This window comes from Magnetococcales bacterium (genome assembly GCA_015228935.1).
Taxonomy (GTDB): domain Bacteria; phylum Pseudomonadota; class Magnetococcia; order Magnetococcales; family DC0425bin3; genus HA3dbin3.
The window spans coordinates 1-15978 of sequence record JADGCO010000096.1; the positions used below are offsets into that span (position 1 = coordinate 1).

Sequence of the window (15978 nt, forward strand, 5' to 3'; positions counted from 1 at the left end):
ATTGACTTGACATGACAAATCCGGATTTTATACTGCGGATATGGGTGAAAAAATCAAAATATTCCTGCGTGGATTTGGTCGAGCTTTCAGTATCGCTCCTCGTGCGGAGTTTTGTGTAGAGATCAAAACACCTGAACAAATTATCGCTGATAGCTGGGAGAATGTTGGCCATGAAATCAGCCATGCCATGGTGAGGTTTTCGGAAGATCAATATGTCAAGGAAACGGATGCCCATTCAGCAGAAAATAGATCAACAGGAAATCATTAAAAATGCCCCTGCGTTGCAAACAATTAAAAAAATTGAGTATGAGGGACCAATTCCACCTCCAGTGATCCTTGAAGGATATGACAGGCTGGTGCCTGGCGCAGCCGAAAGGATTATTTCAATGGCAGAAGAAAGTGCAAAGTTTTATCAAGAGATAACATTGCTAAAATTAAAATCTGAAATTGGAATTGAAAATAAAGGGCTTAATTATGCCTTGATTATATCTGTATGTTGTATTTTATCCGGACTTGTGGCGATATGGCTTGGCAATCCAGGTGCCGGTGCGACCATAATTACAGGCACCCTGACGGGTGGAATCGTTACTTTTATCACGGGAAAAAATAAAATAAATCCAAAAAAATCTGGCCCATGACGAATCCGAATTTAATTTATTATATTCGAGAAACATCAGGAGTGATATGTTCGGTATATTACTGAAACTCCGTCGTCAAGCCACAACCTGGATCAAGGACCGGTTTCCTTTTCTCATCCGGCAGGCCAGTCACCACGAACCTCTCTTTGAGGTCATGCTGCTGGCCGCCTTGCAGGAGCCGATGACGGTTCTCGAACTGGGTTCCAGTGATGGCCATGAAACCCTGGCCATGCTGCGGACAGGTGGGGCGGGGTTGCGTCTGCACCTGTTGGAACCGGTGCCTGCCAACAGGCGTCGTGTCCAGCGCCGCATCCGCTGGCAATATCCCCGGGATGACCGGATTCGTTTCCATTCCCTCGCGGTTTCCGACCGGGATGCCGAGGGAGCTTTTTATCTCTCCCGTGATCACGACAATCTCCATTCGGCCCGCCCCTCCGAGGTGGCAACCGAAAAAGTCCCCATCCAGTTTGTGCGGTTGGATACCTTCTGCCAGCGCGAACACATCACCCCTCCCCTGCTGATCAAGATGGATGTCGAGGGACACGAGGTGGAAATCCTGGCTGGCGGCATGGAATTTTTCACGACCCATGACAACATTCGCATCCTGCTGGAAGTGCATCCAGAGCGGTACACGCCCGATCATTCCCTGGAAAAACAGTTGCAAAAATTGTTTGCAGCCGGTTTTTATCCGCGTCTGGTCGAGTCGGCTGGTGTACCTGTTCCGGAGCGTTTTCGGGAACTCGGCCTGCAACCGGTGCAGGTGGCCAAAAATCGGGGTCTCTATGCCGGCCTGACCCCCGGGCAGGTTCTGGAATTTGCCTGCCGGGAGATCATCAATCCCATCGGGGATACCGGGACGGTGACGCGCAAGATTGTGCGCTCCCTGCTGCTGGAAAAACCGGTTCCTGCCGGGGAGAAACCATCGGAGTGACAAGTGAAAAAATGGTTCCCCTGCTGCTGAAAATGGATGCTTTTGCCAGGAATGGAAAATGGTGCGGGTGACACGCTGGCGCGTGATCACCCGGTTGCCGCACAAGGGTAATATTTCCGGAGACAAACCATGCGTCTGACAGTCATGATGCCGGTCTATAATGGGGAACGTTATCTTGCGGCGGCCATCGAGGGTATACTGGGGCAGACATGGCGGGAGTTCGAGTTTCTCATCTGTGATGATGGGTCGGTCGATGCGACCCCCGCCATTTTGCGCCAATATGCCCAAAAGGATGCACGGATCCGCATACTGACCTTTGCTAAAAACCGGGGCCAGACCGAAGCGGCCAATCATTTGCTCCAGCACAGTCGTGGAGCGTATATTTGTCGCCAGGATGCGGATGATTATTCGCAACCCGAGCGTCTGGCGCGGCAGGTGGCCTATCTGGATGCCCGTCCAGAGACAGGCATGGTTTTCACGGGCAAGCGGATGCTGGCTCCCAATGGTCTCCCCTTTGCCACCATCTGCATGCCGGATGACCATGCGCTTATTGCCGGTTTCATGGCCCGGGGCATCAATCCCATTGTCAATGGCTCGTTCATGATCCGGCGTGCCGTCCTGCTGGCGGCGGGTACCCCCACCTATCGCTTTCGGGCCGCCGAAGATTGGGACCTGTGGCAACGGTTGGTGGGCACCACCCGTTTTGGCACGATTCCCGAACCGCTCTACGACATGCGCTATTATGGGGGCACCGTATCGTTCAAGATACGCACCCTGGAGCGCAGCATGTTGACGGCCATGGGCAACAGTCAGGACCCGAATACGGCCCATTCCGTGACGGCCATGGCCGACAGACTCGATCAGGCCATCGTGGGAACTCCCCAAAAACCCCCACCTCCAGCCACCGGCTATGAATCCTATCTGAACGGTCAGGCCCTTTTCAAACACGGTCGCTTTCGCGAAGCCCTGCTGGCCTTCACCGCTGCCTTGACAGACGCCGAATATCGGCGCAAGGCTTTTCTGTTTGCCGGACTTTCCCTGCTGGGGCCGTGGGGACAATGGTTGCATCATCGGGTTGCCGAACAACGTCATACCTATCATGCCTGTCGTTGTCTGGGTTTTCGTTTCTGAAACGCATCTCCCAGACCATCGTATTGCGTTTTATTGCAATCATTCAGTTGAGGCTCCGTGTCAGTACAGATTTGCGGCGTCAGTCGTGCAGAGAGACCTTGTTCCCGTGGATTGCGCAGCAGCCTCCATGGTATAGTATCATGAACAATAACAATGGAGTGAACCGAATTTGTCAACCATGACCATGCGGCACATAGACCGCAACATGCGTTTGCGTTTGCATCTGTTGCCTTTGGTGGCCGTTCTCTTCCTGAGCTTCTATGGCAAGGCGGTCTGTCCTTTGCTGGATGAACTCTCCCTGACACGGGTGGTATCCGGTCTTGGTGGCGTCTGTCTGCTGCAAATCCTCCTGCGGGAACTCTCCTGGTATGTATTTCCGGTATCCCGCCACCATGTTTCCCTGGCACGCCATGCTTTCCGTCTTTCCGTCACGACCTGGATCCTGACCGGAATGGCTGCCGTCATCACCCACAGCATCCTCTATCCGGATTTTCCCATGGGAAGCCATCTCAAACTGGTCTCCGGCTACTGGGGACTGGGGGCCGGCATCCTTTCCCAACTGGAATACGTCATCCTTGAATATTATTTTCGCCGCACCTCTCCTGACCTTGCCGCCCTGGTTCCGGAGCGCATTGCGGTACGTCTCATGGAAGGGTTTACCCTCTTCACCCTGGTACCGGTTCTCATCATGGTCTTGATGAGTTTTCGTTTTGTTCTGGAGGGGTATACCGACCAGGACACGGCACTGGAAGTTTTATTTCTGGGTTGCAGTTTTGTGTTGGTCAGCCTGTCTGTCTCCTGGCTTTATGGTCGTACCCTGCATCAGGATTGTGAAAACCTCCTGGATGCGGTGCATAAAATTGCTGCCGGTGCCTTTCAGATCCACGTGGATCCATCCCGGGGTGATGAACTGGGTCGGGTGGCCATGGGCATCAATGACATGGCCCAGGGGTTGTTGTTGCGGGAACGGATCCGGGAGGCCTTTGGACGGTTTGTCAATCCCCAGGTGGCGGAAACCTTCATCAACCAGTTCGCCCGGGATGACAAAGTTGTACGCATGGGCGGTGAACGGCGGGAAGTGACGATCCTGATGGCCGATCTCCGGGATTTCACCCCCCGGGCAGAACGGATGGATCCCGAAGCCCTGACCCTGTTGTTGAATGGCTATTTCACGGCCATGGTCAAGGCCATTCAGGCCCATGGCGGGATGGTGGACAAGTTTATCGGCGATGCCATCATGGCGGTGTTCGGGCTGGATGTCAGTGACCGTGATCATACCGTTGCCGCCCTGGCCGCCGCCCTGGATATGCGAAAAAATCTGCTCCAGTTCAACCGCGAACGCCCGGATGATCCGGTCAACAATGGTATTGGCATCCACCGGGGAGAGGTGGTGGCCGGTTATTTCGGCACTCCGGATCGCCTGGAATTCACGGTTGTGGGACATGCCGTCAATCTGGCGGCACGGATCGAAAGTCAGGCCAAATCTCCCCATCCGCCTCTGTTGTTCAGTGCCCTTGTTGCCGACCGGGTCCGGCATCTCTATCCGGTCCGGGAAGTGACCACTGCCTCCCTGAAAGGGGTTTCCGAAGAGGTGGTCTTGTACACCGTAACCGAATAATAATTCACATCTCGCGGTTTGTTGGGGCTTCGCCCCTGTCCCCACCGGGGCTTCGCCCCTGGACCCCCACCGGGGCTTCGCCCCTGGACCCCACTGGGGCTTCGCCCCAGACCCCACTGGGGGATGAATCCCCCAGACCCCCTCTTTTTTTTCAATTTGTTTTTTTTTATTTTTGCTTCAAAATTACCAAAGTCAGGTCATCATAGATTGTCTGGGCACCCACATGGCGCTTGACATCAGCCACCACAGCCTCCTTGATCTCCTCGGCCTCCAAATGCCGATTCCGGACCGCCACCTGACAAAGACGTTCCAAACCATAGAGTTCCTGATGCAGATTGGCCGCCTCGGTAATGCCATCCGTATAGAGGATCACGACATCCCCCCTGTCCAGGGTAAGTGTGGTTGCGTTGACGTAGGGAAGAATATTGTCAACCAGACCGATGGGAAAACCCAGCTCCTGGGTATCGACGACAGTCAAATCGCCTGCCTGCCGCACCACCAGCAACGATTCGTGCTGGCCACTGATGCGCAGATGACCGGCAGGTGAATATTCGGTTTGATCCTTACCGGGTGAAAGGCCAGCACCTGCCCCTGAATATTCCCCATCTGAACTGATTCCCGGTGTGTAGTCCACCAGGACAAGAGTCAGGTTTTTGTCAGACGCCATGCGGTTGATGTTGGCAAAGAGGGCACGATTGAACAGCTCCAGCCGCATTCCAACCTCGATCTCGGGAAAACTGAACAGGATGCGGACCATGCTCTGGGTCATCAACATCAGCACACCGCTTTCCAGGCCATGCCCGGTCACATCACCAATACCAATCAACAGACGGCCATCCTCCCCTTGCAGAATATCATAATAATCCCCCCCCACCTCCGAGGCCGGTTCCATGAAAGCCGCCATGTCCAGATGGTCATGGATCAGCAGCTCTGTCTGGCGGGGCAGGACCATTTGTTGAATCTGGCGGGCAACCATCAATTCGGCCCCCAGGCGCAGATTTTCCTGCTTGAGACTTTCGTTCAGTTGCCGGATCTCTTCATTGGCCCGCTCCAACTGGGCCGTGCGCTCGGAAACCTGTTGTTCCAGAATGCGATTGTAGGCCTTGAGGGTTTGAATGGCCTTGCGCACGAAATACAACATGACCGCCACCAGAAACACCGCCGAAATCAAACCGGCAATGAACTGGTTGCGAAACAGGGTGAAGGATTCGCTTCGCGGCATGCCCACCGCCAATGACCAGTCCAGAACAGGAATGGAGGCCAGCACGGTAATCCACTCCCCGGAACTGCTTGCCTGCCGGAACAAGGGTTCCAGTCGCGGCTGATAATCCGGTGTGGCCACCACGCGCACACCCTGCTGATTGCACAAGACCGCCGTGATGCCCGCCTTGCCGAGTTCGGCCAGCATGGTCTGGACCAGCTCGCGGATGGATTGACGCAGTACCAGATAACCCTCAACCTGTCCGTTGATTTGCAACGCCTTGAGAGACAACAAATCCATCTGCCCCTCTGCACCCCGGTCAACGTGATGCACGGCCCGTTTTTCCTTGCTGGCCAGATCACGCAGTTGATTTTCCGGATCAAAATTGTCGTATTGGTGAACTGTCTTGCCGTCGTTGATCTGCAAAACCGGTCCCCCCCCGTTGCTGGTCAGGAGCTGGATGCGGTCATACCGGGGTTTGACCTCATGGACCCTTAAAAAGAAAAGCTCAAGACCGGACAGGGCATCCACCATGCCGTCATTTTCCTGAAACGACCGAAAGGTGAAAAAATTTTCATTGTCGCGATGGGCGGCCAGGATGGTCAGGTCTTCCTCACTTTCGCGGAGAATATGCGACAAAATCTGGGTCTTGCCGGCGGCCTCGCGGGTCAGGCTGGCCACGGTTCTTTTTTCGAGCATTTCCAGAACCATGCTGCCGGAAAGAATCCCCTGGACGAGGAGGACCAGGAAAGTCAGCGTGGTCAGGGCCAAAAGCAGCTTGTAACGAAACTTGATCCGCATGGCACACGTCACTATGGCAAACAATCGATTTCAAGGTTCCTGGTCACCAAAACGGCTATGCCAGATTTTGGCCAGATCGTCGCCATCCTTGAGATTGACCACCCCCTGGGCGGCGATGATTTCCTGACCGGCATCACTCAGCGCATAATCAATGAAAGCCTGGGTTTGCGGTGAGATTTTTTGCCGATTGACAACCATATAGAGCGGGCGGTAGAGGGCATATCGGGCAGTGCGAATATTGTCCCGGGTCGGGGCCACGCCGTCGAGTTCGAGAATTTTGACGCCCAGTTTGCGGGCTGAGCTGACCCCATCAATGGCCATGGCGGTGGAAAAGGATTCCACTTTTTGTTCGACGGGGTTGCTGGATTTGACCTTGAGAGAGCGGGCACGATAGTCAAAATTCGGGTCGTTGAAGACCAGGCGGCGAAACATGTTGCCGACGCCCGACTCCTTTCCTTCCCGGTCGATGAGGGCTATTTTTTTGGCCTCGCCTCCCAGCGTGTCCCAGGAGTCGATCTCGCCCAGATAGATTTTTTTGAGATTGTCCAGGGAGATATTGTTGACCGGGTTGCTGGGGTGGACGATGACCACCAGGGCATCCCAGGCCACCTGGATCAGGCGGGCATTTTGTTCTTCGGGGAGGATTGAGTGGGTCGCATCCTGGAGGCGGGCGCGACAGGTTCCCCCGAGGTGGGCGGAGGAGGCAGCCACGGCGCGGATACCTCTGGCCGCTCCGCCACCGGTCAGGACAATCTTCTGGCCGGTTTTTTGTTCAAAGGCCTGGGCCAGTTCGGACATGAAGGCTGTTTTGGTGATGCCGCATCCGGTCCATTGCAACTCTTCGGCGCTCCAGGCCTGGATGCTCCAGGAGGCAACCGCCAGCAGCAGGATCATTCCCCATCGATTCATGTGTATCTCCCTGGAAATTGTCGGCTTTATAATATTTCCAAGACCAGAGCGGGCATTAATTTTTGCAGATTGGTCAGGGATTTTTTCTGCCAGGCCACGGCCTGGGAACCCCTGATGGTCAGGGCGGATGTCTGGCGATTGCGAACCTCGATGACAAACTTCGAGAGCATGGCAATGCCGGAGCTGTTGAGAAATTCCAGCTCCTTGATGTCCACGATCAGGGAATCGGCGGCTTTGCTGGCTGCCGAAAGCAGCTCGGTGACCGGGGCGTACTCCTGAAGCCCATTGAGGCGGAGGATGCCCTTGATGATCACCTGCCGGGAGGCTTCATCATAGGTGATGGCATAGGCATCACCACGAATATTTGTTTCCATGCTGGTCTATCCCTGCGTCAAATGTCCAGTTGAACCTGGGTGGTGATGGTGACAGCATCATCCGTAACATAATGAAATTTCCAGGAAAGCCGTGCCTGGTAGTCATTGATCATGGTCAGCAGCCCCAGTCCGGAGGAGGAACCGTCCACGGCATTGGTTTCCAACTGTTGGATGTACATATCGTTCGGATCGCTGATGGCCAGGCGTTGGATGAAGGTTTCGAATGCGTTGGCCTGGTCTGGATTGACGCTGTTCGTTTCATTGAAAACGATACGCTCATTTTCCAATTGTACTTGAATCAGGATGGGGTATGGCAACCGTTCATCGCTGTATTTCATGGCATTTTCAAGCAGTTCATTGGCGATGTAGCTGACGGCTCCCCGGATTTCGGTCTGGCGCTGGCCACTGGCGGGATCTTCGTCCACCTTGGGAAAGAAGGTGGTCACGTAGTCTGCCAGAAAATCTGCTGAAAGACCATTGTTGCGCCAGCGTTGTTGGAGGGGAACGGACCCGGGCATGAAACTGAGGATCAGGCTTTCGATCCTGTCGTTTTTGCCTGGTTCGGCAAAATCACCGACAATTTTCAGCATGACTCCTTCTCCTGATATTTTGTCCTGCGTGCTTCACGAAATTTTTCCGTGCCTGATTCTGTGGAGATTGATCACAGACACATTGTCCGTGGTGGGTGACCGGCGCATGCCGATGCCGTCGGGGTGCATCATACCGGCAGGGAGGTAATTGAAAAAGTATCCCGGCCACTGCTTTTGGCAATGTAGAGTTGTTGATCTGCGATCATGAGCAATTCCGTGGGCAAGATATCTGCACGGGGCACGATGACGCTGCCGCCCTGACTGATGGTGACCAGGCCATGGGGGGAGCGTGCATGGGGCAGGGCCAGGTCTCGCAGGCGGAGCCGCAGGCTTTCGGCCACTTCCTGCACGCCGGCGGCATTGGTTTGGGGCAGGAGGATGACAAACTCTTCGCCGCCGTAGCGGGCGGCCAGGTCGGAGGGGCGTTGGCAGCTTTTGGCCACGGCCACAGCCACCCAGACGAGGCATTCATCCCCTTTCTGGTGGCCGTAAAAATCATTGAATTGTTTGAAATGATCCACGTCGCACAGGAGCAGGCCCAGGGGTTGTGCGCTGCGTTGGCAGCGTTTCCACTCTTTTTTCAGGGCCGCATCGAAGGCTCGGCGGTTGGCGATTCGGGTGAGGCCATCCAGCATGGACAATTTTTCCATCTGGCTGTAGCGTTCCAGCCATTGGGTATCCATTTGGTCGCTGTGTTCGGTGACGGTTTTGACCAGCAGTTCCAGGTCATCTTTTTGCTGTTTCAGGTGATTCAGGAGCTGTTCCAGGCGGGATTCCGCCAGGATGCGTTCATGGATTTCGGCGGTGAGTTTTTCGTTGGTGGCGACCAATTGTTCTTCGATGGCATCGCCGTGGTCGATGGCGGTTTGCAGGGCCAATTCCAGGTCGTCCCGTTCCTGGCGCAACTGTTTGATTTCGTTTTTCAAAGTGATCAGGTTGGTTTCCATGATGTTTTGAGGTTGGATGGGGTGGACGGGCGATGTGGGGAGTTTAACATTTGTGGCGGGAGATGAACAAAATAAAAGGAAGGAAAAAAGAAAAAACGAAAAAAAAGAAAAAAGAAAAAAGAAAAAACAAAATGAAAGACTGGGATGGGGGTCTGGGGGAAGGGCTGGTCCCTTCCCCCAGTGGGGGCCAGGGGCGAAGCCCCAAAAAGGTGGTCAAGCCAGGAACCATGCCAATGTGGAAAAAAAAGGTGCAACCCATAGAATAGAGCCATAAACCTAAAAATAACTTAAACAATATCCAGAAGCCATTGAAAGACAAACTTACAGAATAATCAACTTGCCTGGAAACGTTTTCCATGGCAAAATGGATGGAAAATATTCGCAGAATGAAATATAAAAATCATTCCAGGCAAGAGGAACACACCATGCCCTTGCCCCAAGGGCATGGAGGATCATTCCTCACATCTCAGAGGCTGTTCATCAACCCTCGGATAAAAAAAATCGGAAAGAAAGATTTTATTGGGGCTCCGCCCCAAACCCCGCCAAAAGGAAGGGCACAGCCCTTCCTCCTGGACCTCCATCCCAGTTTTTCAAACGTTTTTCAACAAATGAGGCTGAACGGCTCCCTTTTTTTTAAAAAATGGATTAAAATAGCCGCTATCCATTGTCGATACCTGCCCGCAAAACGGAGATCCATGTGTTGGACTTGAGCCTGTTTTATAAAATGGCCCACCGGGTTCGGCATGCCAGCATCTTGAAAAATCAGGAATGGTTGTGGAATCTCTTGCGGCCCTTTTTCCGGACCATTCTCGGCCTGGAAAAAAATGGCATCAAACTGACCCTCTCCAGTGGCTGTGAAATCCGCATCCCTGCGGAATGTCTCTCCTGGATGGAATGGACCCATTATGAGCTGCGCGCTGTCAAGGCCATGACGGATTGGATCCGCCAGCATCCCCGGGCAGTGATCGTCGATGCCGGATGCTCCTTCGGTTATTTCAGCCTCCTGGCCCTGGCAACCTCCCCGGAGGTGAAGGTGATCGCCATCGATGCCGATATTTCTTCCCTCATTGCGGCAGAAAAAATCTGCCAATACCACGACGGAGCCAGACGCCTGCTGCTCGTCCACGGTTTACTGTCGAACCAACACCAACACGCATGCACCCTGCAAACGGCTGTGGCCGATACCACACATAAAATCAACCAACTGCGGGCCACGTTTGATCGATCCAAAATGGCCTACGTCTGCCTGCACGATCAACCAGGAAATGACATTCCCCTGCATACACTCGATCAATTGCTGGAAACACAAGCCACCCCCGGCCAGGATCTCCTGATCAAATGCGATGTGGAAGGCGCTGAACTGATTGTCCTGCAAGGTGCCGTCCAATTGCTTGACAAAAACCCGGCCCTGCTGCTCAGTGTCCACCCGACATTGTTACAAGATTATTTCAAGCAAAGCCGGGAAGATGTGCATGCCTTTCTGCTCGCGCAAGGATTCAAGGTTGAATTTCTTGATGTGGAACACGAGGAACATTGGTTTGCAGAAAAATCATAGTCATTCAATCTGGCAGGCATGCCTCGCGACCACGGCGGTTCAGCCACCCGTCTGATCCCCTTGCAGAAAACGATACCAGTCAGCCGGAGTGTCCACATCCCACTGACGCGACAGTTCATACCATGACCAGCCCAGGGCCGCCAAACGTGCCCGGGTTGCCATGGCCACCCCGGGCGTACTCCAGATCATCCCCTGAAACAGGGAGGGGGCGGCTTGCCGCAAACCCAGTAACAAATATCCCCCATCCTCCGTGGGACCCAGGACAGCCGGCACCAGGGCCAGAGCCTGTTCCGCCGCATCCAGATCGACCGGCGTAAGCGAAACAGCATCGCTGCCGATCAGGAGCATGAGATCGGTTTCAGCCAGGGCCACATCGACAATGGCCGCCATGCGCTGCCCCAGATCACCCGGCGGCTGCACCCGCAACTCGTCGGGTTCAGCCAAAGCGGCACAAAGCGGGTGACCGGTATCCGGCGTAAACCACAAACGAAACAAACGCCCGGGCCGCGCCTGACACCATAAACGGGCCATGGTCGCCACCTGCCGCAACAACCGGACCTGCGCCCGCGCCGCCCCTGCGGCCCCCAGTTCGGGAATCAGGCGCGTCTTGACCAGACCCGCAACAGGCACCTTGCCCATGAGGTGCAGTGAGATTTGTGCCATACTGGAGTATCCGGTTCAAATATGATGGACAGCGTTTCTGTGCAAGTTGAGATGAAAGGATATACATGGCCCTGTTTGAGCGCAATCACGCTGAACCAATCCTGGACATGCTCACACCTTATCTTGCCGACAAACGGTGGTTTGCCGCCAAGGGCCACCACATCGAGCGCATCGATATTCTGGAACAGGGCGAGTGGCATACGGAGACAGGCCATTGGCTTCTGACCCTCATCGAGGTGCATTGCACCGATATACCACCCCAGACATATTTTCTGCCCCTGGCCATCTGCCGGGAAGACAACGCCGGCGAGGATAAACTCAAATCGTTGGAATCCTGGTCGCTGGCGTGGGTCAGAGAGGAGGAACGGAGCGGTCTCCTCTACGAAGCCTTTGGTGATGACCAGTTTTGTCGCACCCTGGTGCGAAGCATGGGACAGAATGTGAATCTTCCGTTCGGCGAGGGACAGATCGAGTTTCGTGCCAGTCACCTGTTCGGCGAACTGGCCGATTGTGTCGAGGAACCGGTCCATCATCCGGCCCTGGAAATGAGCCATACGGCGGTCTGTTTCGGCAACCGGCTTTTTCTCAAGGGGTACCGTCGTCTCCAGGCCGGTACCAATCCAGAGGTGGAAGCAGGACGCTTTCTGACCGAGCGGTCACCCTGTTCCCCTGTCGTGCCCGTTGTCGGTACTGCGGAATTTCGCCGTGCCGATGGTCAGACGCTGACACTCGCGTTGCTCCAGGCCTACGTGGAAAACCAGGGTATCGGCTGGAATTTTGTCGTGGACCATCTCGAACGCTTCCTGACCGAACAATTGGCCGAGCCGGCACCTCATGCGGTCGAATCCCCAGACAGTTTCCACGGTTTCCTTCTCTCCCTGATGGACATACTCGGTCGTCGGACTGCCGAACTGCACCAGGCATTCGGGCACTCCGTCGGTGAGGTTGCCTTCGAACCCGAGCCGATCACTCCAGAGGACCTCGTCACATGGAGTACCCGGTTGCACGCCGATGCCGTCGGCATACTCGACATTCTGAAAAACCAAGGCAACGATTTGCCGGTCGAACTGAGATCCGCCATGGATCACCTGCTGACGTTGCGTCCCATCCTGCTGGACCACATTTCCAGACTGGCCACAATGGATATTGTTGCCGCCAAAATGCGGTATCACGGCGATTATCACCTCGGCCAGGTCTTGCTGGTGAAAAACGATTTTATCATCACCGACTTTGAAGGCGAACCGCTCCGGTCCATGGAGGAACGCCGCCAGAAACATTCGCCACTCCGGGACGTTGCCGGCATGTTGCGTTCTTTCAGTTATGCGGCGACGGTGGCGACCAATCGTGTGACCACCGAGCGGCCCGCCGACCGCCGGCGCCTGGGTCCCATGGTGCAGGCCTGGGAACAGGAGGCAACAGAGGTGTTTCTCAAAGGGTATCGCGCAGCCATTCAGGGTTGCCCGGGGTGGCCGGTTGACCCCAATGCCGCTGAACAGCTCATCCAATTTTTCATCATCGAAAAAGCCCTCTATGAATTGCGTTACGAAATGGCCAATCGACCTGACTGGTTGTCCATCCCGCTCTTCAGTCTGATCAGAAAACTGGAGCAACAATAACAGGGTGAAGCATCAGCTCATGGCTGATACAAGTTTAAACTTTAATTTGCTTATTCTTTTGTAATTATATGCTGTTTTGGCTCAATCCACATGTCTGAAAACTCCTATTCTCTCATGCCTTGCACAGTTATTTACTTTAATATTTACTATAAAATATTACATTGACTGTTGATTTCCACTGATTTACACTTCGTTGTAATTTCTTGAATGGCTGTGGCAGTCTGTGGTGCATGGTTATCATAAGGTGAATGTTTGTCTTGGATTTTTTTCTGCCATGAAGTGGAACAGGGACGTTCGGCGTGTTGCTTTGTGTTGCAAGGGCCTGTGAAATTTTTGCATTGCGATGCGAATGTGGACATGCAACTGTGAATTCAACCTTGAATCATATGGGAAATTTATCTTGAATGCTCTTACCGACAGGGATTTTGAATCCGACGATACGATGCTGAAGCAGATTCAAGAGGACGCATCTAATCGTTACAAACCGCATGCCATAGAAATACACCGGTTTGGTAGCCCTGATGTAGTTTCCGGTGAGGATTTTTTGAACAAATGCGGAAAGAACCATGAACAAGGCCGCTATTTACAAAAATACCTGACATGGATGGACGCTGCTTTCGTATTGCAAGAAAAAAATTATTCTGATTGGGAATTTGCTTCGCAGTTTCAGGTATATTATGGTGCAAGTGCAGCCGGTTATCCAAATCTATGTCAGCGTTATCATTATATTTCCAAGCTCCCCTCTCTTTGCGATCTACTGGGTGAGACCAAAAAAGGTCAATGGATGCTTGGAGAAGACATGGATAAATTAGTCAATCAGTCATATGAATTTTATAAAACACGGATATATGAACATTTTGATAAAATTAAATCATTGCTGAATTCCATGCAAGATCAGGATGCGACAGAAAATATGTGGATTCCAACATTGCTCATGTTGGAGCGGGCTATGGAAATAAATCCATCAGATCGAACATTGGAAGATTTTGCGGTTTTAGATGCGAGCATTCTGTCTGTCATTCGTATAATAAAAGATGGATCAATGCTCGGTACCATTATTGAACATCGACGTGATTTTGAAAAGATAATTCTGGAAAAATTAGTTGGTGGATTGGCCAGGTTCAGGCAAGACGGACTTGGACCATATGGTTTGTTTCCCGAAAAACCCCAGATTGAGTTTCCTGAACTCTACATTCGCTGGCACCTTGAAAGTTTTTTGCGGGGTATCCACTGTCTACAGGAGGATGTGAGTTCAATTTCGTTTGGCATCTTCAGTATGGTTCACCTGCTCAGTGGCATGCCGCAGATGGATATGGCGAACCACGATGATATTAGTGCAAAGAAATGGCTTGAAACTACATTAAGAATCGCCCGTTCAGGTGATCGTTTTGCCATTAATCAGTTGCAAAGCTCATACTTAGGTTATATAGTTCGACGTCCTTTGATTCACGCACCACTTGGCAGGACGTTGTTAAGATGGCCGTTATCGCCCGACACACCTTACAAGCCCCGTGTCACCAATACCTTCCGAAACTACAAGGCGCATATCCAGGGAATAACGCTTAATATTACTGGACTTGTTTGGCAACAACAGGATCAGGCCACAAGTGCTTGCGCATCTCAGGCGTTATTCAGTGCATTTCAGGCGTCGGCGTATCGTCATGTGAGTACGCCCCCCAGTCCGGTCATTACCATACTGGCCAACAAGTTCCACTCGGCAGGCCAACGAACCTTTCCTTCGCGGGGTCTTAATTATCAAAACCTTGCCGAGGCCATTCGTCAACAGGAAGGTCTTGTGCCACTGGTAATCAGCGGTGACTTGCAGGGTGGCTTCACGCGGCTGAAGTTCAATGCTTTTTGTCCATCATTTCTATTTGGGGAATTTCCTGTACTTTTGTTCGGGGAACGGGAAGGACATGATGATAAACACGTCATATGCCTGACCGGGTTTCACTCAAGAACCTTGAATAGCATTGGGCATCAGGAAGAAACAATAGATGATCAACCTTCAGACAAAGCTTGCGTCTGTGGGGATTTCAATATTGACACCTACTATGGCCATGATGTTTCCATTGGGCCTAATGTCAGATTTTTATTGTGTATATCAAAAAATGAAAGAAAGCCGTTAAGTGACAGGTATCGAAATTCATCTTCAAATCCAGACAAACCTCGCACGCAACAGAGAGCTGTTGTTTTGAGCAATACGGGTCCTGCATCAGTGCCTACTGATAGCAGGATGAACGAAATCATTGGAAATGCAAGAAGAATAACTAGATGCGTGCAGAACGGAATCAATGGTGTCATTCCCGATAGAAATACCCGGGATGTGGTTGACAAATTTAACACCACTTTTCCATCTGATAAACAAAAAATAGCTGAATTTGTGCCGGATGTCATGATTGTGGCTCTGCCAAAAAATATTCGCTCGGATCCAGGACGATTCTATAGTGCAGCCTACGATAAAGTATTGGTCCTGGCCCAGGCAACTCAATATTTAAGCAAAATTCATCTGCCTGGTAAAAAAGACACGACCGGCACGTTCTGGCCGTATGCCGGATCTTTTAAAGGTCTTTCTTTTACAATGCGTTATGTTGCATTGAGCGGATATCTGGAAACCGGTCTGCGTCGTCATCTCCCTCCTGATCCCGGGCTGTTATCCCGGGTCCGCAAGAAGATTGTTGAAAACACGAGACCTATGTCGCAACACGTTGGCTTGCTGCGTATCGGCCTGCGCCTCGCGGATACCAAAGAACACCGGAAAATCGTGACCAGACCTCTGATGGACTTGGTGTATGACACAACAGTCACCGATCTGCTCCACCCGGTTTTTGCTCATATCAGGTACCTCAAAGTGGCTGACGACATCATCAGACTATCCAAACATCGAATCAAGGAATACATCGATATCTTGCATGACAAGCTGCATGGTGATCTGCTGGGCTACCAGACTGAGCATGGCTGTGAAAGGCTGGCTGCTTTCGGCGAACCAATCCCTGCCTACTCC

Annotated in this window: 15 protein-coding genes; 9 read left to right on the forward strand and 6 right to left on the reverse strand. The window is 52.7% G+C overall.

The genetic code is table 11. The features are described 5' to 3' along the window. The first annotated feature begins 40 nt into the window (after window positions 1–40). The 5 genes from HQL65_17080 to HQL65_17100 all read left to right on the forward strand — a co-directional run bounded on the left by HQL65_17080 (window position 41) and on the right by HQL65_17100 (window position 4318). Window positions 41–268, forward strand: a complete 228-nt coding sequence (locus tag HQL65_17080; GenBank protein ID MBF0137947.1) for a hypothetical protein — start codon at window positions 41–43, stop codon at window positions 266–268. Beyond that, window positions 228–638 (forward strand): DUF2335 domain-containing protein, encoded by a 411-nt coding sequence (locus HQL65_17085; protein ID MBF0137948.1) that lies wholly within the window; start codon window positions 228–230, stop codon window positions 636–638. Before HQL65_17080 ends, HQL65_17085 begins: the two co-directional genes overlap by 41 nt. 46 nt (window positions 639–684) lie before the next feature. Further along, window positions 685–1569: an FkbM family methyltransferase gene (locus HQL65_17090; GenBank protein ID MBF0137949.1), complete on the forward strand. Its 885-nt coding sequence runs from the start codon at window positions 685–687 to the stop codon at window positions 1567–1569. Window positions 1570–1698: 129 nt separating this feature from the next. Further along, the gene (locus tag HQL65_17095; protein MBF0137950.1) at window positions 1699–2700 is read left to right on the forward strand and encodes a glycosyltransferase family 2 protein; all 1002 of its coding nucleotides are present in this window, start codon (window positions 1699–1701) and stop codon (window positions 2698–2700) included. Between the two features lie 178 nt (window positions 2701–2878). Further along, window positions 2879–4318 (forward strand): HAMP domain-containing protein, encoded by a 1440-nt coding sequence (locus HQL65_17100; protein ID MBF0137951.1) that lies wholly within the window; start codon window positions 2879–2881, stop codon window positions 4316–4318. A gap of 166 nt (window positions 4319–4484) precedes the next feature. Here the strand turns inward: HQL65_17100 and HQL65_17105 are convergent, their stop codons facing one another. From HQL65_17105 to HQL65_17125, 5 genes are all read right to left on the reverse strand, one after another. Beyond that, on the reverse strand, window positions 4485–6344 hold the full coding sequence (locus tag HQL65_17105; protein ID MBF0137952.1) for a SpoIIE family protein phosphatase: 1860 nt from the start codon (window positions 6342–6344) through the stop codon (window positions 4485–4487). Window positions 6345–6350: 6 nt separating this feature from the next. Then, window positions 6351–7229, reverse strand: a complete 879-nt coding sequence (locus tag HQL65_17110; GenBank protein ID MBF0137953.1) for a phosphate ABC transporter substrate-binding protein — start codon at window positions 7227–7229, stop codon at window positions 6351–6353. Window positions 7230–7255: 26 nt separating this feature from the next. After that, complete coding sequence (locus tag HQL65_17115; GenBank protein ID MBF0137954.1) at window positions 7256–7603, reverse strand: hypothetical protein; 348 nt, start codon at window positions 7601–7603, stop codon at window positions 7256–7258. Window positions 7604–7620: 17 nt separating this feature from the next. Then, window positions 7621–8193 (reverse strand): ATP-binding protein, encoded by a 573-nt coding sequence (locus tag HQL65_17120; GenBank protein ID MBF0137955.1) that lies wholly within the window; start codon window positions 8191–8193, stop codon window positions 7621–7623. A gap of 128 nt (window positions 8194–8321) precedes the next feature. Continuing rightward, complete coding sequence (locus tag HQL65_17125) at window positions 8322–9140, reverse strand: diguanylate cyclase (GenBank protein MBF0137956.1); 819 nt, start codon at window positions 9138–9140, stop codon at window positions 8322–8324. Window positions 9141–9202: 62 nt separating this feature from the next. On the opposite strand from HQL65_17125, the gene HQL65_17130 reads away from it, so the two are divergent. Beyond that, a complete protein-coding gene (locus HQL65_17130; protein MBF0137957.1) occupies window positions 9203–9406 on the forward strand; it encodes a hypothetical protein in 204 nt (67 codons plus the stop codon). A 431-nt stretch (window positions 9407–9837) separates the two neighbouring features. Then, window positions 9838–10695 carry an FkbM family methyltransferase gene (locus HQL65_17135; protein ID MBF0137958.1) on the forward strand — a complete coding sequence of 286 codons (858 nt, stop codon included), beginning with the start codon at window positions 9838–9840 and terminating at the stop codon, window positions 10693–10695. Window positions 10696–10734: 39 nt separating this feature from the next. Here HQL65_17135 and HQL65_17140 read toward each other — a convergent pair whose 3' ends face one another. Then, complete coding sequence (locus HQL65_17140) at window positions 10735–11358, reverse strand: TIGR04282 family arsenosugar biosynthesis glycosyltransferase (GenBank protein ID MBF0137959.1); 624 nt, start codon at window positions 11356–11358, stop codon at window positions 10735–10737. Between the two features lie 65 nt (window positions 11359–11423). Here HQL65_17140 and HQL65_17145 point away from each other — a divergent pair, with 65 nt between their 5' ends. Together HQL65_17145 and HQL65_17150 are read left to right on the forward strand one after the other, a co-directional pair. Then, a complete protein-coding gene (locus tag HQL65_17145) occupies window positions 11424–12974 on the forward strand; it encodes a putative maltokinase (GenBank protein ID MBF0137960.1) in 1551 nt (516 codons plus the stop codon). A 400-nt stretch (window positions 12975–13374) separates the two neighbouring features. After that, on the forward strand, window positions 13375–15978 hold a 2604-nt coding region (locus HQL65_17150; protein MBF0137961.1), incomplete at its 3' end, for a hypothetical protein.